Raw genomic sequence first — 22,529 nt, 5'->3', positions numbered from 1 at the left:
GGGAGGTCCCGCCAGCCCCGCTCGGGAGGGGTTTCTAGCTCCCGGCGCCGAGCTGTCCGGTGGCTCGAATCGTTACCTTCACCTGGCGCTGCACCTTGATCAGGAAGAGGCTCGGATCATGGAGACCCCAGTCGAGGAACGGGATGACGAGCTCCGCCGTGGCGGTGAGCCGCTCGCCGTCCACGGTCACGCTCGCTGGGACCGTCATCGAGTGGGGCGCACCGTGGAAGTCCAGCGACCCGGTGAGCTTGACCTCTCCCCGGCCGGAGACCGGGACTCGCCCCTCGATCCGCTCGAAACGGAACGAGGCCAGGGGAAACTTCTGGGACTCGAGCACCTCCTGGTGCATCGTTTCGTCGCGGGAACCGTTGCCGGTCCGTGCCCCGGTCAGCTCGACGACCACCTCTCCGCTCGCCGTCCCGGCCTCGTCGTCGAAACGGATCTCCCCCGACTTGAGCCGGAAGCTGCCTTCGACGTCGTGGAGCGGCGTTCCGAGAAAGAAGTCGATGTGGGTCGCGGCGGGGTCGAGCCGCAGCACTCGATCCGCGGCAAGCAGCGACGAGGCGGCTCCACCCCAGACCAGGAGGACCAGGAGAGCCAGCCCGACGCGGCGGGCGGCAGGGCATCGGTCACGAGTGCAGTCGGACATCGTCATCCTCCCGCCACGGCCTGGGGTCGAGGCGTTCGACCGGCCGAGCACGCCGCAGTCTAGACCGCCGACCGCCCCGGATGGCTGCGAAGCGGATTACCATGGAGCACGATGCGCCTGCTTCTCGTCGAGGACGAGCACCGACTCGCCGGACTTCTCGCCCGCGGCCTGCGGGAGGAAGGCTTCGCCGTCGACGCGGTGGCGTCGGCCGGCGAAGCCCGCGAGCGGGCGGTCGAGACCGACTACGACCTCGTGCTGCTCGACTGGGTCCTGCCCGACGGCTCGGGCGTCGACCTGCTGCGCGCCTGGCGCAGCGAGGGGATGTCGACCCCGGTGCTCATGTTGACCGCCCGCGACCTCCTTGCCGAGAAAGTGGAGGGACTGGGGGCCGGCGCCGACGACTACCTGACCAAGCCGTTCGCCTTCGAGGAGCTGCTCGCCCGCGTCCACGCCCTGCTGCGCCGACGAGCCGCCCCACCCCGGCGGGTCCTCGCCGTGGGCGGCCTGCGGCTCGATCGCGAGGCGCACCAGGTCGAGCTCGACCACCGGCCCCTCGAGCTGTCGCCGCGCGAGTTCGCCCTGCTCGAGCTCCTGATGCTCAACGTCGGTCTCGTGCTGAGCCGGGCGCGCATTGCCGAAGGCGCCTGGGACGCCACCTACGAAGCGCGCAGCAACACGATCGACGTCATCGTCGCGCGCCTGCGCCGCAAGCTCGAAGAGGGGAGCGGCGAGCGTTGGATTCACGCCGAGCCCGGGATCGGCTACGTCCTGCGCCCGCCCCACGGCGCGGAGCCGCGGTGAGACGCCCCCGCTCGCTCAAGGGGCGACTCACATGGTGGCTGGGCGGTGCGATGCTCGCCCTCTACGGCGCGGGCGCCGCGCTCGGCTGGCTCTACGCGACAGGAACCGCTCGCCAGCTTGCCGTCGTCGCCCTGCGCAACGAGACCGAGGCGCTCGCCTCCTCCCTGCGCGCCACCGGGCAGTTGGACGCTCCGGAGCTTTCCGGCGTCGAGAAGGACCCGATCCCGTTCTGGCTGCGCATCGTGCGGCGTGGCCAGGTCGTCGCTGCCAGCCCGGGCGCACCGGACCTGCCCCCGCTCCTCGGCGTCCCCTCCGATCAGGTCTTCGCCGTCTCCACTGTCGAGCGACCGCGTCCGCTGATGCACGTCCGCCACCTCGTCGGACCGGCGATGCCGGAGCTTTCCGTCGAGGGGATCGGCTCGCTCGAACCGCTCGTCCAACGCGCACACCGATTGGCACTGCGGCTGACGCTCGCCGGCCTGGTGGTGATCCCGCTCGCCGCCTATGGCGGACGGCGGCTCGCCAGTCGCGCTCTCGCGCCGGTCGACCACCTGGTGGCCGCCACGCAGCGACTCGGCCCCGAGCGCCTCGACGAGCGTCTTCCGCTGTCGGACGCCACCGTCGACGAAGTCGCCGCGCTCGTCGGCGCGTTCAACCAACTCCTCGACCGGCTGCAGCAGAGTGTGCAGAACCTGAGCCGCTTCACCGCCGACGCGTCGCACGAGATCCGCAACCCGCTCACCGTGCTGCGCACCGGGCTCGAGGTCGCCCTGCGCCGCGACCGCTCGCCGGAGGAGTACCGCGAGCTCCTGCGCGGCAACCTGCAGGAGATCGAGCGCCTGCACGAAGTCGTCGAGGGACTGCTCGCCATGGCGCGCGCCTCGCCGGGAGCTCCGGTGAAGCGCCACTTGGCGCCGGTCGAGCTCGCACCGCTCGTCGAGGAGACCCTGCGCCGGTTCGATGCGGTCGCCGCCGAACGCCGGATCGCCATCGTCCGCCGGCTCGCCCCCGGCCTCGTGGTCGACGGCGACGCCGCGCTGCTCCGACTGATCGTCTTCAACCTGGTCGACAACGCCCTCAAGCACGGACCCGCCGGCTCGCCGATCGACCTCGTCCTGCGGCAGGCCGACCGGTTCGCCCACCTCACCGTGTCCGATTCCGGGGCAGGGATCCCTGCCGAAGCTCGCCAACGGCTCTTCGAGCGCTACTTCCGCGTCGAGGCCAACGGCGGGGAGGCCGCTGGGATCGGCGGCCTCGGCCTCGCCGTGTCGCGATGGGTGGCCGAGCTGCACGGCGGCGAGGTCACGCTCGCCACCGACGGGCCGGGTACCTGCTTCGTGGTCCGATTGCCGCTCCGCCCCCGCTCCACCTGAGCGCGGTCGGTGCGGCAGCGGTCAGCTCGCGCGCCCCGCGGCGGCGCGACGCGCCGCCAGGTCGAGGAGCTGGTCGATGCGTGCCGCCACCATCTCGAGGGCGACGCGGTTCTCGCCCCCTTCCGGCACGATCACGTCGGCGAACCGCTTCGACGGCTCGACGAACTCGAGATGCATCGGGCGCACGGTCGACTCGTACTGGCGCAGCACGTCGAGCGCCGAGCGCCCGCGTTCGGCCATGTCGCGGCGGAGGCGGCGCAACAAGCGGACATCGGCGTCCGTGTCGACGAAGACGCGGAAGTCGAGCAGCTCGCGGATCGAACGCTCGGCAAAGAGCAGGATCCCTTCGACGAGGATGACCGGCCGCGGCTCGACCCGGACCGTCCGATCGGTCCGCCGGTGGTGGACGAAATCGTAGACCGGGGCCTCGACGAGCTCCCCGGCCTTCAACGCCGCGATGTGCGAGACCAGCAGGTCGGTGTCGAGCGCATCGGGATGGTCGAAGTTGTGCGCCCGCAGCTCGTCGTCGGAGTGCCATTCGACGTCGCGGTAGTAGCTGTCCTGCGCGAGGAAGGCGATGCGGTCGGCGCCGACGGCGGTCAGAATCGCGCGCGCGACGGTGGTCTTGCCGGAGCCGGTTCCACCGGCCACTCCGAGGGCGACGGGGCGGTTCACGGAATCACCTGCCGGAGGACGGAGCGAAGGGACGAGAGTGCGCGGCTCACGATCGAATCCTACGCTCGGGAGGTGCCCGGATGCACCGGGGCGGCGAGGGCACGAACCAGGGCAGGCAATTCGGCCATCGACTCGATCGTGTGGTCGGGCACCGGCCCCACGGCGTCGGGCGACTTCAACCAGACCGTGCGCACGCCGGCCGAGCGCCCGGCGGCGATGTCGGCGCTCCTCCGGTCGCCCACCATGATCGCCTCCGCCGGGGAGACGCCGAGCGCCGCGAGCGCAGCCAGCAACATCGCCGGCGACGGTTTGCGCGACCCGGCCTCGTAGCTGAACTGCCGCACCGCGAACGGCGCGAGCATTCCGTGGCGGTCGAGCAGCGGCTCGTAGTGCGCGCGGGGCAGTGGAATGTTCGAGACCAGGGCCAGGGGGACGCCGATCATCCGCAGGGCCCGCAGCGCCTCGACCGCTCCCGGCAAGGGGGCGACCGTCTCGGCAAACGGGGCAAACCAGGTGGCAAGCAGCCGGCGGTCCGAGAAGCGCCGCCGACTGCGGCGTCGCAGGCGCGCGAGGTGTGGATGCCAGTCGGCCTCCCGCCCCAGCTCGTAGCGGCGGGCGTGATCGCGCTTCCAGGGAGCGAAGAGAAGCTCCTCCAGCTCGTCCTGGCCGATGCGCGTCTCGGGTCGTGACGGCGCGGCGGCGCGCGGGCGCGAGCCCCCTCGGCCGACCTCCCGGTCGCGAAGCAGCGCGACCAGGGCCTCGCGTCCGCGGAAGTCGTGGCGCCCCATCGGCAACCCTTCGGCGTTGCCGAACTCGAGCAGCACGCCGCCCATGTCGAGCAGAACCGCACGCAAGGGCATCGCCGCCTCCTTTCCTCAACGCTGACAACGCGGACAATAGAACGAGCTGCGTCCTCCCTGCACCAGGCGACGGATCGTCGCCGCACAGCGCGGACAGGGTTCGCCTTCGCGTCCGTAGACGGCGAGCGAAACCTGGAACTCGCCGGGGTTCCCCGCGCCGTCGGCAAAGTCGTTGAGGGTCGTCCCGCCCTCGGCGATCGCCTGGCGGAGCGTCGCGATCACCGCCGCGGCAAGCCGTTCCCACTGGGCGGCGCGCAGCCGGTCGACGGTCCGCCCGGGATGGACTCGCGCACGGAAGAGTGCTTCCGACGCGTAGATGTTGCCGACCCCGACGACTACCGCGCCGTTCATGAGGAACGTCTTGACGGGCCCCCTCCGCCCCGCGGCGGCCTCGCGGAGGCTCTGCGGTCCGAAGTCGGCGGCGAGCGGCTCGGGTCCCAGCCCGGCGAGCCGCGGGTCCTCTTCCAGGCCCTCGCTCGCGACGGCGACCGCCAGACCGAACCGGCGCGGGTCACGCAGGCGCAGGCGCTCACCGCCGTCGAGACGGAGGGCGAGGTGCTCGTGCGACTCGCGAGCCGTCTCGTCCGGGGCAAGCGTCAGCCGGCCGCTCATCCCGAGGTGAACGAGCAGAGTCGAGCCGCCCTCCACGTCGATCAGCAGGTACTTGGCTCGGCGGCGAACGGCGAGGATCCGCCGCCCGGCGAGGGCACGGCGGAGCGCCGGGCCGTCGAGCGGCTCGCGGAGGGAGACGTTCCGCGATTCGACGCGCTCGATGCGACGACCGACGAGCCGGGGTTCGAGGCTGCGGCGAAGGACTTCGACTTCCGGGAGCTCGGGCATGGCGGGAGCGATTCTAGTGAGCCCCCGGGAATGCCCTCTTGACGGCTTTCGCCGGATAGGCGTAATTTAGGCGTAAATGAACCGAACCGCCACTCTGCCGCTCTTCCCCTTCCCGGTCGTCGGTCGCCCCGAGCCGGACGTCGAAGCCCTCCGGGAGCGCTCCGGAGTCGCCCACTACCCGCTGCCGGTCCGCGAGATCCTCAATCGCCAGGCGAATCCGCGGATGCCGTTCGTCTGGTCGATCAACCCCTACCGGGGCTGCGAGATCGGCTGCACCTACTGCTATGCCCGGTACACCCACGGCTTCTTCGACCTCGACCAGTGGGAGGACTTCGAGCGGAAGATCTTCGTCAAGAGCGAGGCCGGCGAGGCGCTGTCGCGCCGTCTCCGCCGCTCCTCGCTCGCCGGACAGCCGATCGCCATCGGCACCGCCACCGACCCTTATCAGCCGGCCGAGAAGCACCATGGCGTGACCCGCTCGCTGCTCGAGGCCTTCCTCGCCGCCGAGGGGCTGGAGATCTCCCTGACCACGAAGTCGCCGCTCGTGCTGCGCGACCTCGATCTGCTCGCCGAGCTCGACCGCCGCCATTCGGTCACCGTGAACGTCACCGTGACGACGCTCGACGCGCGGCTCGCTCGCCGACTCGAGACGCACGCACCCGATCCGGCCACGCGTCTGCGGACCGTCGAGCGCCTTGCCGAGGAAGGGATCGCGACCCAGGTCTTCGTCAAGCCGCTGCTGCCCGGGATCAACGACGACCCCACGGCGCTCGACGAGCTGCTCGGCGCCTCCCGGCGCGCCGGAGCGAGCGACGTCCAGGCGAGCCCGCTCTTCCTGCGGCCGGCCGCACGTGCCCGTTTCTGGCCGTGGCTGAAGAACGAGTTCCCGGCGCTCGCCGGCCTCTACTCGCGTCTCTACGGCAAACGCGACACGCTCGACGCACACGCCACCGACCAGCTGCTCGCCGACTTCCGACGGCTGCGACTGCAGCACGGCTTCCCGCACCCGCGTCCCGGACGCGTCTGAGCTGTCGGCGGCCCGAGCCTCGGGAACGTCGCCCTGCACCAGCTTGACGCCGAGCGGCGCGAGGCGGGATCCTCGCCGGGTATGTCTTCACCTGCGGAAGGAACCCGATGCTCGAGCCGCTCGATTACGAGGCCGTGGGCCTGATCTCCGGCCTGGAAGTCCATCAGCAGCTACTCACCCGTCACAAACTGTTCTGCCGCTGCCCCGCCGGTCGCTACACCACCACCCACGACGGTGAGGTGCTGCGCCACATGCGCCCGACGCTCTCCGAGCTCGGCGAGTACGACGGCACGGCGCTCATGGAGTTCAAGACGAAGAAGGAGATCGTCTACCTCCTCAACCGCGCCAACGTCTGCACCTACGAGATGGACGACACTCCGCCGTTCCTGGTCAATCAGGAGGCGATCGACACCGCCATCGAGCTCTGCCTGATGATGCGGATGGACATCATCGACGAGGTCCACATCGCGCGGAAGCAGTATCTCGACGGGTCGATCCCCACCGGCTTCCAGCGCACCGCGATCATCGGCGTCAACGGCTTCCTCCCCTTCCACGGCCGGCCGCTGACCGTCACCCACGTGAGCGTCGAAGAGGACTCCTGTCGCGAGGTGCGCGACAAGGGGCATCAGATCGTCTGGCGCACCGACCGCCTCGGCATGCCGTTGACCGAGACGGTGACCGGCGCCGAGCTGCGCACCCCGGAGGAGGTGCGCGACGCGATCCTCCTCTGCGGTCTGACCGCGCGGTCGACCGGGCGAGTGCGCACCGGGATCGGGGCGAGCCGCCAGGACATCAACGTCAGCGTCCGCGGCGGCGACCGGGTCGAGATCAAGGGGGTCCCGCGGGCCGGCTACGCGGTCAAGCTCGTCCACCACGAGGGCGTCCGCCAGCACAACCTGCTCAAGCTCCGCGACGAGCTCCGGCGGCGCGGCCTCGACCAGCGCGAGGCGATCCGCGTCCACCCCGTCGACATCTCGACGCTCTGCGCCGAGATCGACCTCGGTTTCATGCGACGGGCCCTCGCCGCGGGCGGCAAGGTCTTCGCGATCAAAGTCGAGGGCGTCGCCGGGCTCGCGCAGCATCGCACCCAGCCCGACACCACCTTCCTCGACGAGCTCGCCGGACGGATCCGCGTCATCGCCTGCCTCGACGAAGCGCCGGTCGTGCTGAGCGGCGCGGCGCTTCCCGAGTTTCCCGACCGCTACCGGCTGCTCGAGCGGCTGCGCCGGCGCCTCCATCTGGCTGCGAGCGACGACTTCTTCGTCGTCTGCGGGCCGGAAGAGGACTGCCGCACCGCCGCCGAGGAGATCCGACTGCGCTTCGGCGACGCGACGGAAGGGGTGCCGCGGGAGACGCGCCAGGCGCTCGTCGGCGGCTTCACGACCTTCGAGCGGATCCTCCCCGGACCGGACCGCATGTACCCGGACACCGACTCGCCGCCGACCCGCGTGACCGCGGAACGGGTCGCCGCGATCCGCGCCCGCCTGCGACCGGCCCCGTGGGAGCGGCTCGAGCGCTATCTCGCCGCGCGGGTCCCGGAGGAGACCTGCAACTTCCTCATCCGCCGCGGCGGCGCCGAGATCCTCGACGCCGTCGTCGAGAAGACCGGCGCCGAGTTGCTGCTGGCCGCGGTCGAGATCGGGCAACGCGGCAAGGCGATGGCTCGCGCCGGCATCCCGGTCGAGCGGCTCGGCGCCGAGGCCTGGGTGCAGATCTTCGATCTCTTCACCGACGGCCGCATCCCGCGCGAGGGGATCGCCACCGTCGCCGCGTCGATGGCGCGCCACGGCGGGGACGCCGACAGCGCCGCACGCGCCGCCGGGATCGCGCTCGAGCCGCGCGAGCGGTGGCAGCCGGAGATCGACCGCCTCCTCGGAACCCCCATCCCCGTCCGCGGGGACACCGCCCGCCAGCTCCGCTGCGTCGCCGGCCGAGCGGTCAGGGCACTGCGAGGCCGGGCTCCGGCCAGCGAAGTCGCCGCCGAGCTGCGCCAGCGGATCGCGGAGGTGAACCGATGAACGTCCCCGTGAGCGAGCGCAGCGACCGCTTCCAGGGCTACCGCGGCCCGGCCCGCGAGGCCCTCGAGCGTTTCGGCATCGGCGTCTGGAGCGAGGTGGAGGTCACGAACGACCAGGGCTCGACCTTCGTCGGCGTCGTCCTGCCGCGCAGCGAAACCGCCGACGATCTCCACCTCGTCGTCAAGCTCTTCAACGGCTACAACGTCGGCATCCACGCCAGCCGCATCGCCGCGGCGCACGAGGTCGGCTACAAGAAGGCGGTCTACAAGATCCCGGAGAAGGACTTCCCCTTCGACCCGAAGAAGCGCAACGTCACCCTGCTCGGCACCGGCGGGACGATCGCCAGCCGCCTCGACTACCGCACCGGCGCGGTGATCCCCGCCTTCACCCCGGGCGAGCTCTACGGCGCCGTGCCGGAGCTCGCCGACATCGCCAATCTCGAGACGAAGAAGCTGTTCGGCGTCTTCAGCGAGAACATGGGGCCGACGCAGTACATCGCGCTGGCCAAGGCGATCGGCGAGGAGATCGAGAAGGGGGTCGACGGCATCGTGGTCGGCCACGGCACCGACACGATGTCGCATACCGGCGCGATCCTCAGCTTCATGGTCCAGCAGAGCCCGGTGCCGATCGTCATCGTCGGCAGCCAGCGTTCTTCCGACCGCCCGTCGTCCGACGCCGCGCTCAACCTGATGAACGCGGTGCGCACCGCGGCCGAGTGCGATATCGCCGAGGTGATGCTCTGCATGTTCGGCCCCACCTCGGACAACTACGACCTCCTGCATCGCGGCACCCGCTGCCGCAAGATGCACTCGTCCTACCGCAGCACCTTCCGCACCGTCGGGGCGACGCCGCTCGCCACCGTCAGCCGCTATCCGAAGGTGCCCGGAGGGAGTCACTTCACCTACATCTCCGAGGAGATCCTGCGGCGCGACAAGAGCCGCAAGCCGATCATCAACCCGGCGTTCGAAGAGAAGGTGACGATCCAGTACTACTACCCGAACTTCCAGCCCGACATCATCGACGGCCTCTCGGCGATGGGCTACCGCGGGCTGGTGATCGCCGGCACCGGGCTCGGCCACGTCAACAAGCCGCTCTACCCGGCGATCAAGCGGGCGATCGCCAAGGGCATGACCGTGGTGATGACGGTGCAGACCCTCTGGGGATTTGCCCAGATGTACGTCTACGACACCGGCCGCGATCTGCTCGATCTCGGCATCATCCCGCTCGACAACATGCTGCCGGAGACGGCGTACATGAAGCTCGCCTGGGTGCTCGGCCAGACCGACGACCCGGCGCGCATCCGGTCGATGATGACCACGCCGATCAACCACGAGATCGAGCTCCGCGAGCCGCACAACGGCTACCTCATCCTGCAGGGCGGCCTGCCGGAGGTCGACGCCTTCGTCGAGAAGCACTGGAAGTAGCGCGCGGCGCCGGGTCAGCGAGGCGTGAGCCGGAGGACCAGCTCGGCGAGCGCCGCGGCCGGCTCGGCGCTGTCGCCCTTGAGGCGCCGCTCGGTCTCGAGGACGTCCCAGGGCAGGCGGGCGAGCTGCGACTCGGGGAGCCGCGCGGCGAGCAGATAGGCACGGTGCAGGCGGAACGGGTGAAGGCCGGCCAGCGGGTTGCCCGGCAGCTCCGGGTCCGGCGCCTGGAGCAGCGGCGCCCAGCGCGTCTTGAAGCGGTTGTAGTCGCGGTCGGCCGGCGGGACGCCACGGCGTCGGGCCAGGCCGGCGAGCGCGGTGAGTTGGCGCGCCAAGCCGGCGAGCAGGGCGAAGAAGGAGAGCCGCGCGGCCTCCGGCTCCTCGGCGCCCGCCAGCAGTCGATCGAGTCGAGCGAGCGCCTCGGCAGCCCGGCCGGCGCCGATCGCCTCGAGCAGTTGCCAGACATCCTCCTCGCCGCGATCGACCACCGTCTGCTCGACGAGGGCCCGACCGATCCGCTCGCCGCCAGCCAGGGCGGCGAGCTTGCGGTACTCGCCGGCGAACCGTGCCGTGGAATCGGCGTCCGATCCCCCTGCCGGGGCGCCGCGGCCGGCCGAGCGCAGGGTGCGCCGGGCGAGCTCGGCGAGCGCGTCGGGAGCGATCGTCGCTCCCGTCTCCTCGTGCAGCGTGGCCGCCAGGCGGTCGACTCCGCTCCATCCGCCGCCGCGCTCGGCTTGCACGGTGCCGACGTCGATCAGCGATCCGCGCGCCACCAGCGAGCGCACGAGCGGGTTCTCCTCGGGCGCAGCCGATTCGACGAGCACGAGGTGATGCCCGTCCGGGAGCCCCTGCTGCAGCGCCAGGGCGAGATCGGCAACGTCGCTTTCACCACGACCTTCGAGCCCCTCGCGGCGCGCCGCGGCGAGCAGCGCGGCGAGCCCCTCCCGCGGATCGCCCTCGTCGCGCGACGCCTTGGCGCGACCGCGCCCCTTGCCGCCCCCCTTCGGAGCCTTCCACGCCTCGTCGGGCAGCGCCGAGATCGCCCCGGCCTCGGAGCCGGCGAGCGGGTCGATGCCGAAGAGCCGCAGGGCCTGGAGAAGACGCAGGGCCGCGGATCGCTCCCGCGGCGAGAGGGAGGAATCGACGGTCGCCGGGGAGAAGGGCAGGACCTCGAGTGCCTCGTGGAGCAGCGCCGCGGCGGCGCGCTGGTCGGCGAGCACCGCGCTCTCGACGACGACGAGCACCTTGGCCCCGCCGAACAGCGAGAAGGTCCGGAGATCGGCGAGCAGCGCCGAGAGCCCCTCGGGCCGACGGTGAAGCTCCACCTGCCCTCCACCGCGCTCGGCGAGTGCGGTGGCCAACCGCTGCGCCGCGGGCTCGGCGAGAACGCGGTCCCCGCGCACGAGGTAGACGGCCTGCGGCGGCCCGGCGAGGACCCGGGAGAGCGACTCGTCCGCAGCCATCGCCTCAGGCCTCCCGGGTCGCGTCGACGGGGTGGGAGTCCGGGTCCACCGGCCCCCAGACCGGCCGCTCGCGCAACCCGACGTCCGCGGGGGCAAGCCGCTCCTCGGCGATGTCGAGCTCCACGGAGTTCCAGGAGCCGCAGCGCGGACAGCGGTCGAGCCAGTCGGGGCTGCGGGAAGCGCAGACGCCACAGAGGTATTCGGCGGTCGAGAGGTCGAGCGAGCGCAGGCAGGCGCGATAGGCGTCGAGCGCCGAGCGGGCGTCGCCGCGCCGCTCGTGGAGCCGCGCCAGCAGGAAGTGGTAGGTCGGCGAGCCGGCGAGCCGCTCGGCGAGCGGGGCGAGCACCCGCAGGGCCTCGTCGCGCAGCTCGAGTCGATAGTAGAGGCGGCCGAGGAAGAAGCGCGGGAGCAGGTCGTTGGCGGCCGTCGCCGCGCCCGCCGCCAGGCCCCGCAACGTCTCGATGGCGTCTTCCGGCCGCTCGATCTCGATGCAATGGTCCTCGATCCGCTGCAGGAAGACCGGACTGCCCGTCGCCTCGTAGCCACGCCGCCACTCGGCGAGCGCGGCCTCCGGGCGCCCGGCCAGTTGCTCGGCTTCACCGCGCATGATCAGCGCCGGAACGAAGCGCGGCTCGCGCGCCAACACCGCGTCGAAGATCGCCTTCGCCTCGTCGACCGCCTCGAGCTCGAGCTTGGCGACGCCCCGCTGGTACTCCAGCCCGTCGCCGATGCCGCGCTCGCGGCCGGCGGCCGCGCGGTCTCCTCCGTCCTCGAGCAGCGACACGATCCGCTGCTGGTGCTCGCGGGCGGTTTCGAACTCGCCCGCCGCCATCGCCTCGGCACGCCGCCGGCGATGCACGGCCAGACCGAAGCCGGGGAAGTCGCGGAGGATGCGCCCCTCGATCTCCCGCGCCACCTCGCGCTCCCCGGCAGCCTCGTGGTCGGCGGCGAGCTCGTAGAGGAGCGCCACGCTTCCCGGATGCAGCGCCGCGGCACGACGGTGGGTGGCGACCGCCTCGTCGAAACGGCCGAGGTGGCGCTGCACCTCCCCGAGGCGCAGCAGGCCGTCGTAGTCGTCACTCCGGCCGCCGAGCACGACCTCGAGCTCGGCGGCGGCCCGTGCCCACTGGGCGTCGGCGCGCAGGTCGTGTGCCCGGCGCGAGGCGGCATCGAGCCCGATCGCCTCGCGCTCGGCGCGTCGCGACCGGCGTGCCGCGAGATCCCGCTGCAGGGTCTGCACCAGGAGAACGGTGGCCGGCGGCAGGAATCCGACGAGAGCGGCGAGAATCGCCAGCGTCGCCGGGCTCACCGTGAGCCCCCCGGCGAGCGGCACGACCCCGGTCAGCAGTCCGGGATGGAGGCGGACGAGCGCCATCGCGCCGGCGAGCAGCGCCAGCGCGAGGAGAAGGCCGAGGTAGGTACGAAGGCGCATGAGCGGTGGCGCCTCGAGCAGGTTCGACGCGGACCGATCGAGTCGAGGCGCCGCCGCGGAGCGGGGAGCCTCGGCTCAGGCCTCGGCGAGCATCCCCTTTTCCAGCAGCTCCTGGCAGTCGATGCAGAGGCGGGCCCAGGGCAGAGCCTCGAGTCGCAGGCTGGCGATCGCGCGGCCGCAGTGGGCACAGCGACCGAACGCGCCGCTGTCGAGACGGCGGATCGCCTCGTCGATCTGCAAAAGCAGATTCCGTTCGGCGTCCGAGATCGAGAAGCTGAGCTCGCGCGAGTAGGAGTTGTTGGCGCGATCGACGATGTCCTCGGTCGGTTCGTCGGTCGCCTCCTGGCCGAGGCGGAGGTCGTTGCGGTAGAGCGCGACGATCTCCTCCCGCTTGCGCAGGAGCTTCTCGCGGAAGGGTCCGATCGCGACGACGACGGCCGAGCTGGCGTCGGAGTGGGAGCTGGCGGCCGGTGCCGGGCTCTTGGCGGCGTGCTTGGTCTCGCTCTTCGCCGCCGGCTTGGCCGCCGGCCGCGGGGCGACCGCCGCCGGCTTGGCTGCAACCGGCTCCGGGACCTCGACGCGCACCGGCGGCTTGGCGGAAGTCGCCGGGCGCCCCGTCGACGGGGCCGCTGCCTTCACCGGGGCTTTCGCCGGAGACTTGGCAGCCACCTTGGCCGGAGCCTTGCTCGCGGCCTTCGCCGGAGCCTTCACCGCGGTCTTCTTGGCGGGCTTCGCCTTGGCGGGCGCCTTCGCCTTCTTCGCCGGCGGCTTGGCCTTGGCGACCGGCTTGGCCTTCGCGGCCGGCTTGCGCGCCGGCGCCTTGGCCCGGCCGGAAGCGGCTCGGGCCCCGGCAGCCGGCTTCTTCGCGCTCTTCTTCGCTGGAGTTTTCGAGGCCATGCGATTAGCTCCCGTCCGAAAGCTCACGATGATAGCGGAGTCCCGAGTCGATCGAAAGTGCCCGGTAGAGTTGCTCGAAGAGGACGAGCCGCGCGATGGCGTGCGGCAGGGTGAGCGGCCCGAGCGACAGAACCTGTCGGCATTCGGCGAGCAGCTCCCGGTCGAGGCCGAGATCGGACCCGAGCAGAAAGGCGACCGGATGGGGCCAGCGGGCCTTCCATTGCCCGACGCGGGAGGCGAGCTCGCGCGACGAGATGGCCTCGCCCTGGCGGTCGAGGGCGACCGTCCAGGCACCGCGCGGCACGGCCGCACGCAGCGCCGTGGCCTCGTCCCGCAGGCGCTCCGGATCCCCGGCCGCCGAGCGCGAGCGCACGATCGTCTCGCGCACCGGGACCCAGTGGGAGATGCGCTCGCGGTAATCCTCGCAGAGCTCCTCGTAGCGGTCGCGCGAACGGCGACCGGCCCAGAGGACGACGAGCTCGAGCGCCACTACTCCGGCCGCTCGTCGGCCGGCTCCCCGCCTCCGTCGACCCGGTACTCGTGCCACTCGTCGAGGAAGGCAAGGGAGCGCATGTCGCGCATGCGGTCGAGGAAGACGACCGCGTGAAGATGGTCGTTCTCGTGCTGGACGATCCGCGCCTCGAAGCCCTCGGCCCGGTAGCTCAGCGGTCGCCCGTGGCGATCCAGGCCCCGCACCTGGACCGCCGGATGCCGCGGCACGAGGCCGCGCAGATCGGGGATCGACAGGCACCCCTCCCAGTCGTCGACCAGATCGCCGGCCTCGGGCTCGACCGTCGGGTTGACCAGCACCCGCAAAGGGATCTCCTCCTCGGCGGCGTAGACGAACAGCTGCCAGCCGACGCCCACCTGCGGCGCGGCGAGACCGACACCGTCGGCCGCCCGCATCGTCTCGATCATGTCGTCGATGAGCCGCTGTGCCGCCGTGGAACGCAGCTCCGCCGCCGTGACCTTCTCGGCCGGCATTCTCAGGGCAGGGTGTCCGAGGCGGACGATCGGCAACAACGGCATGGTGGCTCGCTCGCGCGGCGGATCTTAGCAGGCCACATTGCTCCGCTCCGGTGCGTGCTATCGTCCCACTTGTCGTGGCCTGGACGTCGGAAGAAGAGCTGCGACGGCGCCGCCGTCAGCGACTGCTCAAGGGGCTCCTCGTCGGCGGAGCAGCCATTGGCATTCCCGCTCTCCTCAACACGATGGTGGCGCGCCGCGCCCGCCGGCTCCCGCAGCCGAGCTGGGGGCGCCTCTACCGCTGGGCCTACCGCCCCGGCGCGATCGCCTTCCGCCGGCTCGGCGAGGGCGACCCGGTCGTCCTGCTTCACGCCTTCGGCCCGGGCTACGACGGTACCCAGTGGCGGGAGGTCGGCGAAGCGCTCGCCGCCGAGCACACGGTGCTGGTCCCCGATCTGCTCGGCTGGGGACGTTCGGAGAAGCCCGGCGGACCCTACGACGCCGAGCTCTATGTCCAGCTGCTGATCGACTTCCTGCGCGAAGTGGTGCGCCAACGCGCGCCGGTGGTCGCCGCCGGGCTGCCCGCGGCCTACGCCGTGCAGGTCGCCGTCGACTTCCCCGAGCTGGTCTCCGGGCTTGCGCTCCTCGGTCCGCTCGGCATCGAGCTGCACTCCGACGAGCCCGACCTGAAGGACGCGCTGATCTACCGGCTGCTCCGCCTGCCGGTCTTCGGCACCTCGGCGATGAACCTCGTCACCAGCCGCTCCGGCGTCGCCAATCACTTCGAGCTCGACGTCTTCGCCGACCCCGAACGGATCGGCTCGGAGATCGTCGACCACCACTATCGCGGCGCCCACGAACCGGGGGCCCAGACGGCCCTCGCCGCCTATCTCTCCGGCTACCTCAACCACGGCGTCGCCGACGCCGCCGAACGGCTCGCCGTGCCGACCTGGATCGGCTGGGGGCGCACCAGCCTGTCGCCGCCGGTCGAAACCGCCGATCTCTGGCTGCACGCCGTCCCGCAAGCTCGCCTCGAGATCTTCGAGCGCTGCGGCTCGCTGCCGCATCTCGAACGACCGGAAGCGGTGGCCGCATGCCTCGCCGATTTCCTCGCCGACCTCGGCGAGCGCGGCGAACGCGGTCACTGAGCGCAATCCGATAAGATTTCCCTTTCGCGGCCCCTCGGGCCGCCTTGGCCTGCCATGACCGACAAGCGCTTTCCCGACCTGCCCGGCGGCTACCCGTTCCCGCGTCTCGAACAAGAGGTCCTGACCTCGTGGGAGCGCGACGACATCTTTGCCGCGACCGTCCACCGCGAAGCGACGGACGGCTCCCGCCGCCAGGAGTTCGTCTTCTACGAGGGCCCACCGACGGCCAACAACACGCCGCACGTCGGTCACGTGCTGACCCGCGTGGTCAAGGACCTCTTCCCGCGCTTCCAGACGATGCGCGGCCAGCGGGTCGCCCGCAAGGCCGGCTGGGACACCCACGGTCTGCCGGTGGAGATCGAGGTCGAGAAGCGCGCCGGGATCAGCGGCAAGAAGGAGATCGAACAGCTCGTCCCCGGCGATGTCGGCGCCTCGATCGCCGAGTTCAACCGCCGCTGCCTCGACAGCGTGATGACCTACGAGCGCCAGTGGCGGGTGATGACCGAGCGCGTCGGCTACTGGGTCGACCTCGACGACGCCTACTTCACCTACACCAACGACTACGTCGAGTCGGTCTGGTGGGCGCTCAAGCGCCTCCACGACAAGAAGCTGCTCTACGAAGGGCACAAGAGCCAGCCGTACTGCGCGCGCTGTGGCACGACGCTCTCCTCGCACGAGGTGGCTCAGAACTACAAGGACGCCGACGATCCCTCGATCTGGGTGCTCTTCCCGGTGCGCCCGGGGCAGACGTTGCGCACCGTCGACGGCGACGCCTGGGCGACCCCCGTGGGTTTGCGCCTGATCGCCTGGACGACCACCCCGTGGACGATGCCGGGGCACGCCGGCATGTCGGTGCACCCGGAGATGGTCTATCGCGTCGTCGCGCGGCCGGGCCACGCCGACGAGCTCCTGCTCTTTGCCGACGCCGTCGAAGTCCCGGTGCCGTGCGAGGTCGAGGAGGAAGGCAAGCGTCGCAAGCTCGACCTGCGCGAGGAGCCGGTGCTGCGCCGTGTCCGCGGCGCCGACCTGCTCGGCCTGCGCTACGACCGCCCCTATCCCGTCCTCCCCTGGGATTCACGCACGGAGAGCGCCGAGATCTCCCCGCCGCCCTCCGACGAGGCCGGCTGGCCGGTGGTGCTCGCCGACTACGTGACGACGACGGACGGCACCGGACTCGTCCACACCGCTCCGGCCTTCGGCGCCGAGGACTACACGACCGGCGTCAAGTACGGACTGCCGCTGCTGCAGACCATCGACGCCCAGGGCAAGGTCGTCGCGCGCCAGGGGATCGAGCGCTTCGCCGGGCTCTGGTTCAAGGAAGCGGACGCACAGATCCTCCGCGATCTGCGCGAACGCGGCCTGTTGCTCCACACCGAGCGCTATCGCCACAGCTACCCCTACTGCTGGCGCTGCGACCAGCCGCTGCTCCAGTACGCCACGCGCAGCTGGTTCGTCCGCACGACCGCGGCCAAGGAGCGCCTCGTCGAGCTCAACCGGACGATCGGCTGGTACCCGGAGCACATCGGCGAAGGTCGCTTCGGCAACTGGCTGGAGAACGTCGTCGACTGGGCCCTCTCGCGCAAACGCTACTGGGGGACGCCGCTGCCGATCTGGAAGTGCGACGCCTGCGACGGCGTCCACGTCGTCGGCGGCTACGACGAGCTCTTCGCCCTCGCCGGACAGGAGCGACCTGCCGACCCGTACGACCGCGCGCAGTTCGACCCGCACCGTCCGTCGATCGACCAGGTGACGTGGGCCTGCGCAACGACCGGCTGCCCGGGCACCATGCGCCGGGTCGACGACGTCATCGACGCCTGGTTCGACTCGGGCGCCATGCCGTTCGCCCAGCACGGCTACCGCGGCGAGCCGCTGCCGCACTTCGACCCCGAGCGCGGCGTCGGCTACCCCGCCGACTTCATCGCCGAAGCGGTCGACCAGACCCGCGGCTGGTTCTACACCCTGCACGTGCTCGGCACGCTGCTCTTCGACCAGGTCGCCTACGCCAACTGCATCGTCATGGGGCACGTCAACGACGAGCAGGGGCGGAAGATGTCCAAGCGTCTCGGCAACGTCGTCGACCCGATGGCGGTGCTCGAGGAGACCGGCGCCGACGCCCTGCGCTGGTACTTCTACGTCAACGACCCCGAGCAGCCGTCGCGCTTCTCGTCGCGGCTGGTTCGCGAGGCGGCCCAGGGGATGCTGCTGCCGCTGTGGAATGCCGCCTCGTTCTTCACCATCTACGCCAACCTCGACGGCTGGCACCCGGGGCGTGCCGCTGCCGTGCCGATCGCCGAGCGCCACGATCTCGACCGCTGGATCCTCCTGCGCCTCGACGAGGAGATCGAGGGCGTCACGCTGCTTCTCGACCACTACGGCATCGCCGAGCCGGCGCGCCGCCTCGAGCGCTTCCTCGACGATCTGACGAACTGGTACATCCGGCGCAGCCGCGACCGCTTCTGGTCCGGCAACCCGGAGAGCCGTGACAAGGAGAGCGCCTACCAGACGCTCTACGAGGTGCTGACCACGGTGGTCCGTCTGCTCGCTCCGTTCACCCCGTTCGTCGCCGAAGTGCTGCACGAGCGGCTGGTGCGGAGCCAGGAGAGCGGCGCCGCCGCGAGCGTCCACCTCGAGAGCTGGCCCGCGCCGCGCGGCTGGCTCGACCAGCTTGCCGACGTCGACCGTACCGAGGCGTTGCGCCTCGTGGCGGCGATGCGCCTCGCCCAGCGTGTCGTCGGCCTCGGACGCGCCGCGCGCGCCACGCACAACCTGAAAACCCGCCAGCCGCTCGGGGGCGTCACCCTGGTCTCGGCGCCCGAGACCGCGGGCGGCGACTTGCGCGGCGGCCTCGACCGCGTGCGCGACCTGGTTCTCGACGAGCTCAACGTCAAGGAGCTGCGCTGGGCCGAGCGGCGGGGCGAGTTCGTCCACCACGAGGTGCGCCCGAACTTCCGCATCGTCGGCAAGCGCGTCGGCAAGCTGATGCCGGCGGTCAAGGCCGCCCTCGAAGCCGCCGACGGCGACGCGCTCGCCGAGACGCTCGAGCGCGACGGGCGGATCGCCATCCTCGTCGCCGGAAAGACGCTCGAGCTCGCCGCCGACGAGCTCGAGGTCCGTCTCGTCGAGAAGCCCGGCCTGGCGACCGCCGGCGACCGCGAGCTCCTCGTGGCGCTCGACACCGAGCTCACCCCGGCGCTCGTCGCCGAAGGCCTGGCTCGCGAGGTGGTCAACCGCCTCCAGGGAGCGCGCAAGGAGGCCGAGCTCGACTACGCCGACCGCATCCGCGTCGCCTATCGCGCCGACGCCGACCTCGAGGCGGCGATCGCGGCACACCGCGACTGGATCGCCGGCGAGGCGCTGGTCGCCGAGTGGCGCGCCGCGGAGGGACGCGACGACCTTCGCACCACCGACGTCGAAGGCCATCCACTGGCCTTCATCATCGAAAAGCACTGAGGGGACCTCACCATGGCAGGGATCTACAAGGCCTACGACATCCGCGGGATCTACCCGACGCAGCTCAACGAGTCGATCGCCCGCCAGGTGGGCAACGCCTTCCAGCACGTGCTCGACGCCGAGGATCGCGCCCACGGCGGCAACACCGTCGTCGTCTCACGCGACATGCGCCCCTCCTCGCTGCCGCTCACCGAGGCGTTGATCGACGGCCTCACCTCGGCCGGCCTCGACGTGATCGACATCGGCCTCGCGACGACGCCGATGAACTACTTCGCCATCGGCCACCTGCGGGCGGCAGGCGGCGTCCAGGTCACCGCGTCGCACAATCCGGCCGAGTACAACGGCCTCAAGTTCAGCCGTCACGAGGCGCGACCGGTCTCCGGCGACCACGGCATCGCGCTGCTCGAGAAGAGCGTGGCCGAAGGCAATCTCCCGGTGGCCGCAACCCGCGGCAAGGTGTCGCAGGCCGACGTCCGGGCGGCCTACGAACGGCACGTCCTCTCGTTCCTCCGCCGACCGGCGGGCGCACGGCGCCTCAAGGTCGTCGTCGACGCTGCCAACGGCATGGCGGTGACCGACCGGGCGATGTTCGACGCACTCGGCGTCGAGATCCTGCCGCTCTATTTCGAGCTCGACGGCACCTTCCCCAACCACGAGGCCAACCCGCTGAAGCTCGAGAACCTGCGCGACCTGCAGGCGAAGGTGCGCGAGACGGGCGCCGATCTCGGCATCTCGTGCGACGGCGACTTCGATCGCGCCGCCTTCGTCGACGAGACCGGCGAACCGGTGGGCAGCGACCTCGCCACGGCGCTGATCGCCGGCGAGCTGCTGTCGCGCGAGCCGGGCCGCCACGTGCTCTACGACCTGCGTTCGTCGCGGGCGGTGGCGGAGTACGTCACCGAGTCGGGAGGGATCCCGGTGCGCGAGCGCGTCGGACACTCGTTCATGAAGGCGACGCTGCGCAAGGTCGAAGGACTCTTCGGCGGCGAGCTCGCCGGCCACTACTATTTCCGCGACAACTACAACGCCGACTGCGCCATGCTCGCCATCGTCGAGGTGCTCAACGTCCTCTGGCATTCGGGGCGCTCGATGTCGGCAGCGGTGGCGCCACTGCGCCGCTATGCCAAGAGCCCGGAGACCAACTTCGAGGTCGAGGACAAGGACGGCATGATCCGCGAGCTCGCCCGCCGTTACGCCGACGGGCAGATCGACTACCTCGACGGCATCACGGTCCAGTACCCCGACTGGTGGTTCAACGTCCGGCCGTCGAATACCGAGCCGCTGCTCCGCCTGGTGCTCGAAACCCGCGACGAGGCGTCGCTCGCCAAGCGCCTCGCCGAGCTCGTCGGGCTGATCGGCGAGCCGGTCGACCACTGAGCTCTCGCGTCAGGCAACCATTTTCCCCGGTCCGGCGTATGAAGAACGGCGGAGCCTGTGCGCCGGCCGGGGCGTGGCGTCCCGGCGCCGCGCCGACTCTCGCCCCCCCCACGTCATGATCCGACTGCGCGGCATCCAGAAGAGCTACATCATGGGGGCGAACCGTCTCCATGTCCTCAAGGGGATCGACCTCGATCTCGACGCCGGGGAGCTGGTCTCCATCATGGGCGCCTCGGGCTCGGGCAAGTCGACGCTGATGAACGTCCTCGGGCTGCTCGACGGCTACGACGAGGGCGAGTACCGCTTCGACGGCGAGCTGCTCAAGGGGCTCACGGAGACCAAGGCGGCCCTCCTGCGATCGCGGTTGATCGGCTTCGTCTTCCAGTCGTTCCACTTGATCCAGTTCAAGAACGCGCTGGAGAACGTCGCGCTGCCCCTCTACTACCAGAAGGTGCCGCGTCGCGAGCGCCTGCGGATGGCCGAGGAGTACCTCGAGAAGGTCGGGCTCGCCGACCGCGCGACGCACCTGCCGCGCGAGCTCTCCGGCGGCCAGCAGCAACGCGTGGCGATTGCCCGGGCGCTCATCGCCCGACCGCGCATCCTGCTCGCCGACGAGCCGACCGGCGCCCTCGATTCGGCCACCTCCCGCGAAATCATGGGCGTGCTGCAGCAGGTGCAGGACGAGGGCGTTTCGGTGGTCATCGTCACCCACGAGCACGACATCTCGGCGATGACCGACCGGATCATCCACCTCGTCGACGGCCAGATCGAGAGCGACGTGCGCCAGCGGCGCCTGGCGGCCCACGGCGCGCCCGCGGCCGTCGTCGTCCCCGCCGTCGCCCCCGCTGCGATCGCCGCCCCGGCAGCCGCCCCGTGAGCCGCCGATGATCGACTTCGATCTCTGGCAGGAGATCCTCTCCACGGTTCGCCAGAACAAGCTGCGAACGGTGCTGACCGGCTTCTCCGTCGCCTGGGGGATCTTCATGCTGGTGGTGCTGCTCGGCTCCGGGACGGGGCTGCGACGCGGCGTCGAGTACCAGTTCCGCGACGAGGCGACCAACTCGATCACCGTGCAGAGCGGCCAGACCAGCCTGCCGTTCCGCGGTCTCAAGCCCGGTCGCGGCGTGCAGTTCCGCAACGCCGACTACCTCGACGTGCGCGACAACGTCCCGGGCGTGGAGTATTCGAGCGCGCGCTACTTCATCTCCGGCGTCATCAAGGTCGCCTACCACGGGGAGACCGGCAACTTCCAGGTGCGGGCCGTTCACCCCGGCTACCGCTTCCTCGAGAAGACGCTCGTCCGGCAGGGGCGGTTCATCAACGAGCTCGACATCCGCGATCATCGCAAGAGCGCCGTCATCGGCGTGCTGGTGCGCGACGCGCTGTTCAAGAGCGAGCCGCCGCTCGGCCGCGAGATCAAGATCAACGGCGTGTCGTTCAAGGTGGTCGGCGTTTTCGACGACGAAGGCTCCGAGCAGGAGCAGGAGCTGATCTACCTGCCGATCACCACCGCCCAGCGCGCCTTCGGCGGATCCGACAAGATCCGCGGCATCCTCTTCACCACCGGCGAAGCCACGCTCGCCGAGAGCAAGGAGATGGAGCGCGAGACGCGTGAGCGACTGGCCGACCGCCACGACTTCGACCCCGAGGACCCCCGTGCCGTCTTCATCCGCAACGAGGCCGAGCAGTTCCAGCGCTTCGTCTCGCTGATGGCCGGCATCCGCGGCTTCGTCTGGCTGGTCGGCATCGGCACGCTGATCGCCGGCGTGGTCGGCGTGTCGAACATCATGATGATCGCGGTCAAGGAGCGCACGCGCGAGATCGGCATCCGCAAGGCGGTCGGCGCGACGCCCGCCTCGGTGGTGCGGCTGGTGCTCGAAGAGGCGATCTTCATCACCTCGATCGCCGGCTATCTCGGGCTGGTGCTCGGCGTCTTCGTGCTCGAAGGGGTGGCGCGCTTCGTGCCCAACGGCGAGTTCTTCCAGCGCCCCGAGGTCGACCTGCGGGTCGCCGCCACCGCCACCGCGCTGCTGGTCGTCGCCGGCGGGATCGCCGGCTTCTTCCCGGCGCGGCGTGCTGCGGCGATCCGCCCGATCGAAGCGCTGCGCGACGAGTAGTCCCAGGGAGACGCC

At 71.1% G+C, this 22,529-nt stretch carries 19 protein-coding genes; 10 read left to right on the top strand and 9 right to left on the bottom strand.

Going from position 1 to position 22,529, the window contains the following annotated elements; genetic code table 11:
* Nucleotides 1–34: 34 nt before the first annotated feature.
* Entirely contained in the window at nucleotides 35–649 is a 615-nt protein-coding gene (locus IPJ17_08135; protein QQR75528.1) for a YceI family protein, read from the bottom strand.
* A 111-nt stretch (nucleotides 650–760) separates the two neighbouring features.
* Here IPJ17_08135 and IPJ17_08130 point away from each other — a divergent pair, with 111 nt between their 5' ends.
* Together IPJ17_08130 and IPJ17_08125 are read left to right on the top strand one after the other, a co-directional pair.
* Nucleotides 761–1,450 carry a response regulator transcription factor gene (locus tag IPJ17_08130; GenBank protein QQR75527.1) on the top strand — a complete coding sequence of 230 codons (690 nt, stop codon included), beginning with the start codon at nucleotides 761–763 and terminating at the stop codon, nucleotides 1,448–1,450.
* Nucleotides 1,447–2,823 carry a HAMP domain-containing protein gene (locus IPJ17_08125; protein QQR75526.1) on the top strand — a complete coding sequence of 459 codons (1,377 nt, stop codon included), beginning with the start codon at nucleotides 1,447–1,449 and terminating at the stop codon, nucleotides 2,821–2,823. The genes IPJ17_08130 and IPJ17_08125 overlap by 4 nt, the downstream gene beginning before the upstream one ends.
* 21 nt (nucleotides 2,824–2,844) lie before the next feature.
* Here IPJ17_08125 and udk read toward each other — a convergent pair whose 3' ends face one another.
* The 3 genes from udk to mutM are packed head-to-tail and all read right to left on the bottom strand — an operon-like array spanning nucleotide 2,845 to nucleotide 5,198.
* Nucleotides 2,845–3,498 (bottom strand): uridine kinase, encoded by a 654-nt coding sequence (udk, locus tag IPJ17_08120; GenBank protein QQR75525.1) that lies wholly within the window; start codon nucleotides 3,496–3,498, stop codon nucleotides 2,845–2,847.
* A 59-nt stretch (nucleotides 3,499–3,557) separates the two neighbouring features.
* Entirely contained in the window at nucleotides 3,558–4,358 is an 801-nt protein-coding gene (locus tag IPJ17_08115; GenBank protein QQR75524.1) for an HAD family hydrolase, read from the bottom strand.
* A gap of 15 nt (nucleotides 4,359–4,373) precedes the next feature.
* Complete coding sequence (gene mutM, locus IPJ17_08110; GenBank protein QQR75523.1) at nucleotides 4,374–5,198, bottom strand: bifunctional DNA-formamidopyrimidine glycosylase/DNA-(apurinic or apyrimidinic site) lyase; 825 nt, start codon at nucleotides 5,196–5,198, stop codon at nucleotides 4,374–4,376.
* A 76-nt stretch (nucleotides 5,199–5,274) separates the two neighbouring features.
* On the opposite strand from mutM, the gene IPJ17_08105 reads away from it, so the two are divergent.
* The 3 genes from IPJ17_08105 to gatD all read left to right on the top strand — a co-directional run bounded on the left by IPJ17_08105 (nucleotide 5,275) and on the right by gatD (nucleotide 9,667).
* Nucleotides 5,275–6,225: a radical SAM protein gene (locus tag IPJ17_08105; GenBank protein QQR75522.1), complete on the top strand. Its 951-nt coding sequence runs from the start codon at nucleotides 5,275–5,277 to the stop codon at nucleotides 6,223–6,225.
* Between the two features lie 107 nt (nucleotides 6,226–6,332).
* Nucleotides 6,333–8,243: a Glu-tRNA(Gln) amidotransferase subunit GatE gene (gene gatE, locus IPJ17_08100; protein QQR75521.1), complete on the top strand. Its 1,911-nt coding sequence runs from the start codon at nucleotides 6,333–6,335 to the stop codon at nucleotides 8,241–8,243.
* Nucleotides 8,240–9,667 carry a Glu-tRNA(Gln) amidotransferase subunit GatD gene (gatD, locus tag IPJ17_08095; protein QQR75520.1) on the top strand — a complete coding sequence of 476 codons (1,428 nt, stop codon included), beginning with the start codon at nucleotides 8,240–8,242 and terminating at the stop codon, nucleotides 9,665–9,667. The genes gatE and gatD overlap by 4 nt, the downstream gene beginning before the upstream one ends.
* Before the next feature lie 14 nt (nucleotides 9,668–9,681).
* On the opposite strand, the gene IPJ17_08090 is transcribed toward gatD, so the two are convergent.
* From IPJ17_08090 to def, 5 genes are all read right to left on the bottom strand, one after another.
* Nucleotides 9,682–11,127: a hypothetical protein gene (locus tag IPJ17_08090; GenBank protein QQR75519.1), complete on the bottom strand. Its 1,446-nt coding sequence runs from the start codon at nucleotides 11,125–11,127 to the stop codon at nucleotides 9,682–9,684.
* A gap of 4 nt (nucleotides 11,128–11,131) precedes the next feature.
* Nucleotides 11,132–12,559, bottom strand: a complete 1,428-nt coding sequence (locus IPJ17_08085; GenBank protein QQR75518.1) for a tetratricopeptide repeat protein — start codon at nucleotides 12,557–12,559, stop codon at nucleotides 11,132–11,134.
* A 75-nt stretch (nucleotides 12,560–12,634) separates the two neighbouring features.
* The gene (locus tag IPJ17_08080; GenBank protein ID QQR75517.1) at nucleotides 12,635–13,483 is read right to left on the bottom strand and encodes a TraR/DksA family transcriptional regulator; all 849 of its coding nucleotides are present in this window, start codon (nucleotides 13,481–13,483) and stop codon (nucleotides 12,635–12,637) included.
* Entirely contained in the window at nucleotides 13,461–13,946 is a 486-nt protein-coding gene (locus IPJ17_08075; protein ID QQR75516.1) for a 23S rRNA (pseudouridine(1915)-N(3))-methyltransferase RlmH, read from the bottom strand. The genes IPJ17_08080 and IPJ17_08075 overlap by 23 nt, the downstream gene beginning before the upstream one ends.
* Nucleotides 13,946–14,485, bottom strand: a complete 540-nt coding sequence (gene def, locus IPJ17_08070) for a peptide deformylase (protein ID QQR75515.1) — start codon at nucleotides 14,483–14,485, stop codon at nucleotides 13,946–13,948. The genes IPJ17_08075 and def overlap by 1 nt, the downstream gene beginning before the upstream one ends.
* 74 nt (nucleotides 14,486–14,559) lie before the next feature.
* On the opposite strand from def, the gene IPJ17_08065 reads away from it, so the two are divergent.
* The 5 genes from IPJ17_08065 to IPJ17_08045 all read left to right on the top strand — a co-directional run bounded on the left by IPJ17_08065 (nucleotide 14,560) and on the right by IPJ17_08045 (nucleotide 22,514).
* Nucleotides 14,560–15,570, top strand: a complete 1,011-nt coding sequence (locus tag IPJ17_08065; protein QQR75514.1) for an alpha/beta fold hydrolase — start codon at nucleotides 14,560–14,562, stop codon at nucleotides 15,568–15,570.
* Between the two features lie 54 nt (nucleotides 15,571–15,624).
* Nucleotides 15,625–19,020, top strand: a complete 3,396-nt coding sequence (locus tag IPJ17_08060; protein QQR75513.1) for an isoleucine--tRNA ligase — start codon at nucleotides 15,625–15,627, stop codon at nucleotides 19,018–19,020.
* A 12-nt stretch (nucleotides 19,021–19,032) separates the two neighbouring features.
* Nucleotides 19,033–20,397, top strand: coding sequence for a phosphomannomutase/phosphoglucomutase (locus tag IPJ17_08055; GenBank protein QQR75512.1), 1,365 nt, complete (start codon nucleotides 19,033–19,035; stop codon nucleotides 20,395–20,397).
* Between the two features lie 115 nt (nucleotides 20,398–20,512).
* Nucleotides 20,513–21,274: an ABC transporter ATP-binding protein gene (locus IPJ17_08050; GenBank protein ID QQR75511.1), complete on the top strand. Its 762-nt coding sequence runs from the start codon at nucleotides 20,513–20,515 to the stop codon at nucleotides 21,272–21,274.
* Between the two features lie 7 nt (nucleotides 21,275–21,281).
* Entirely contained in the window at nucleotides 21,282–22,514 is a 1,233-nt protein-coding gene (locus tag IPJ17_08045) for an ABC transporter permease (GenBank protein ID QQR75510.1), read from the top strand.
* Nucleotides 22,515–22,529 lie beyond the last annotated feature (15 nt).

Source organism: Holophagales bacterium (assembly GCA_016699405.1).
In the GTDB taxonomy this organism is placed as follows: Bacteria; Acidobacteriota; Thermoanaerobaculia; order Multivoradales; family JAGPDF01; genus JAAYLR01.
Note: the sequence above shows the minus strand (reverse complement) of the source record. Positions and strands in the feature narration are given on the sequence as shown.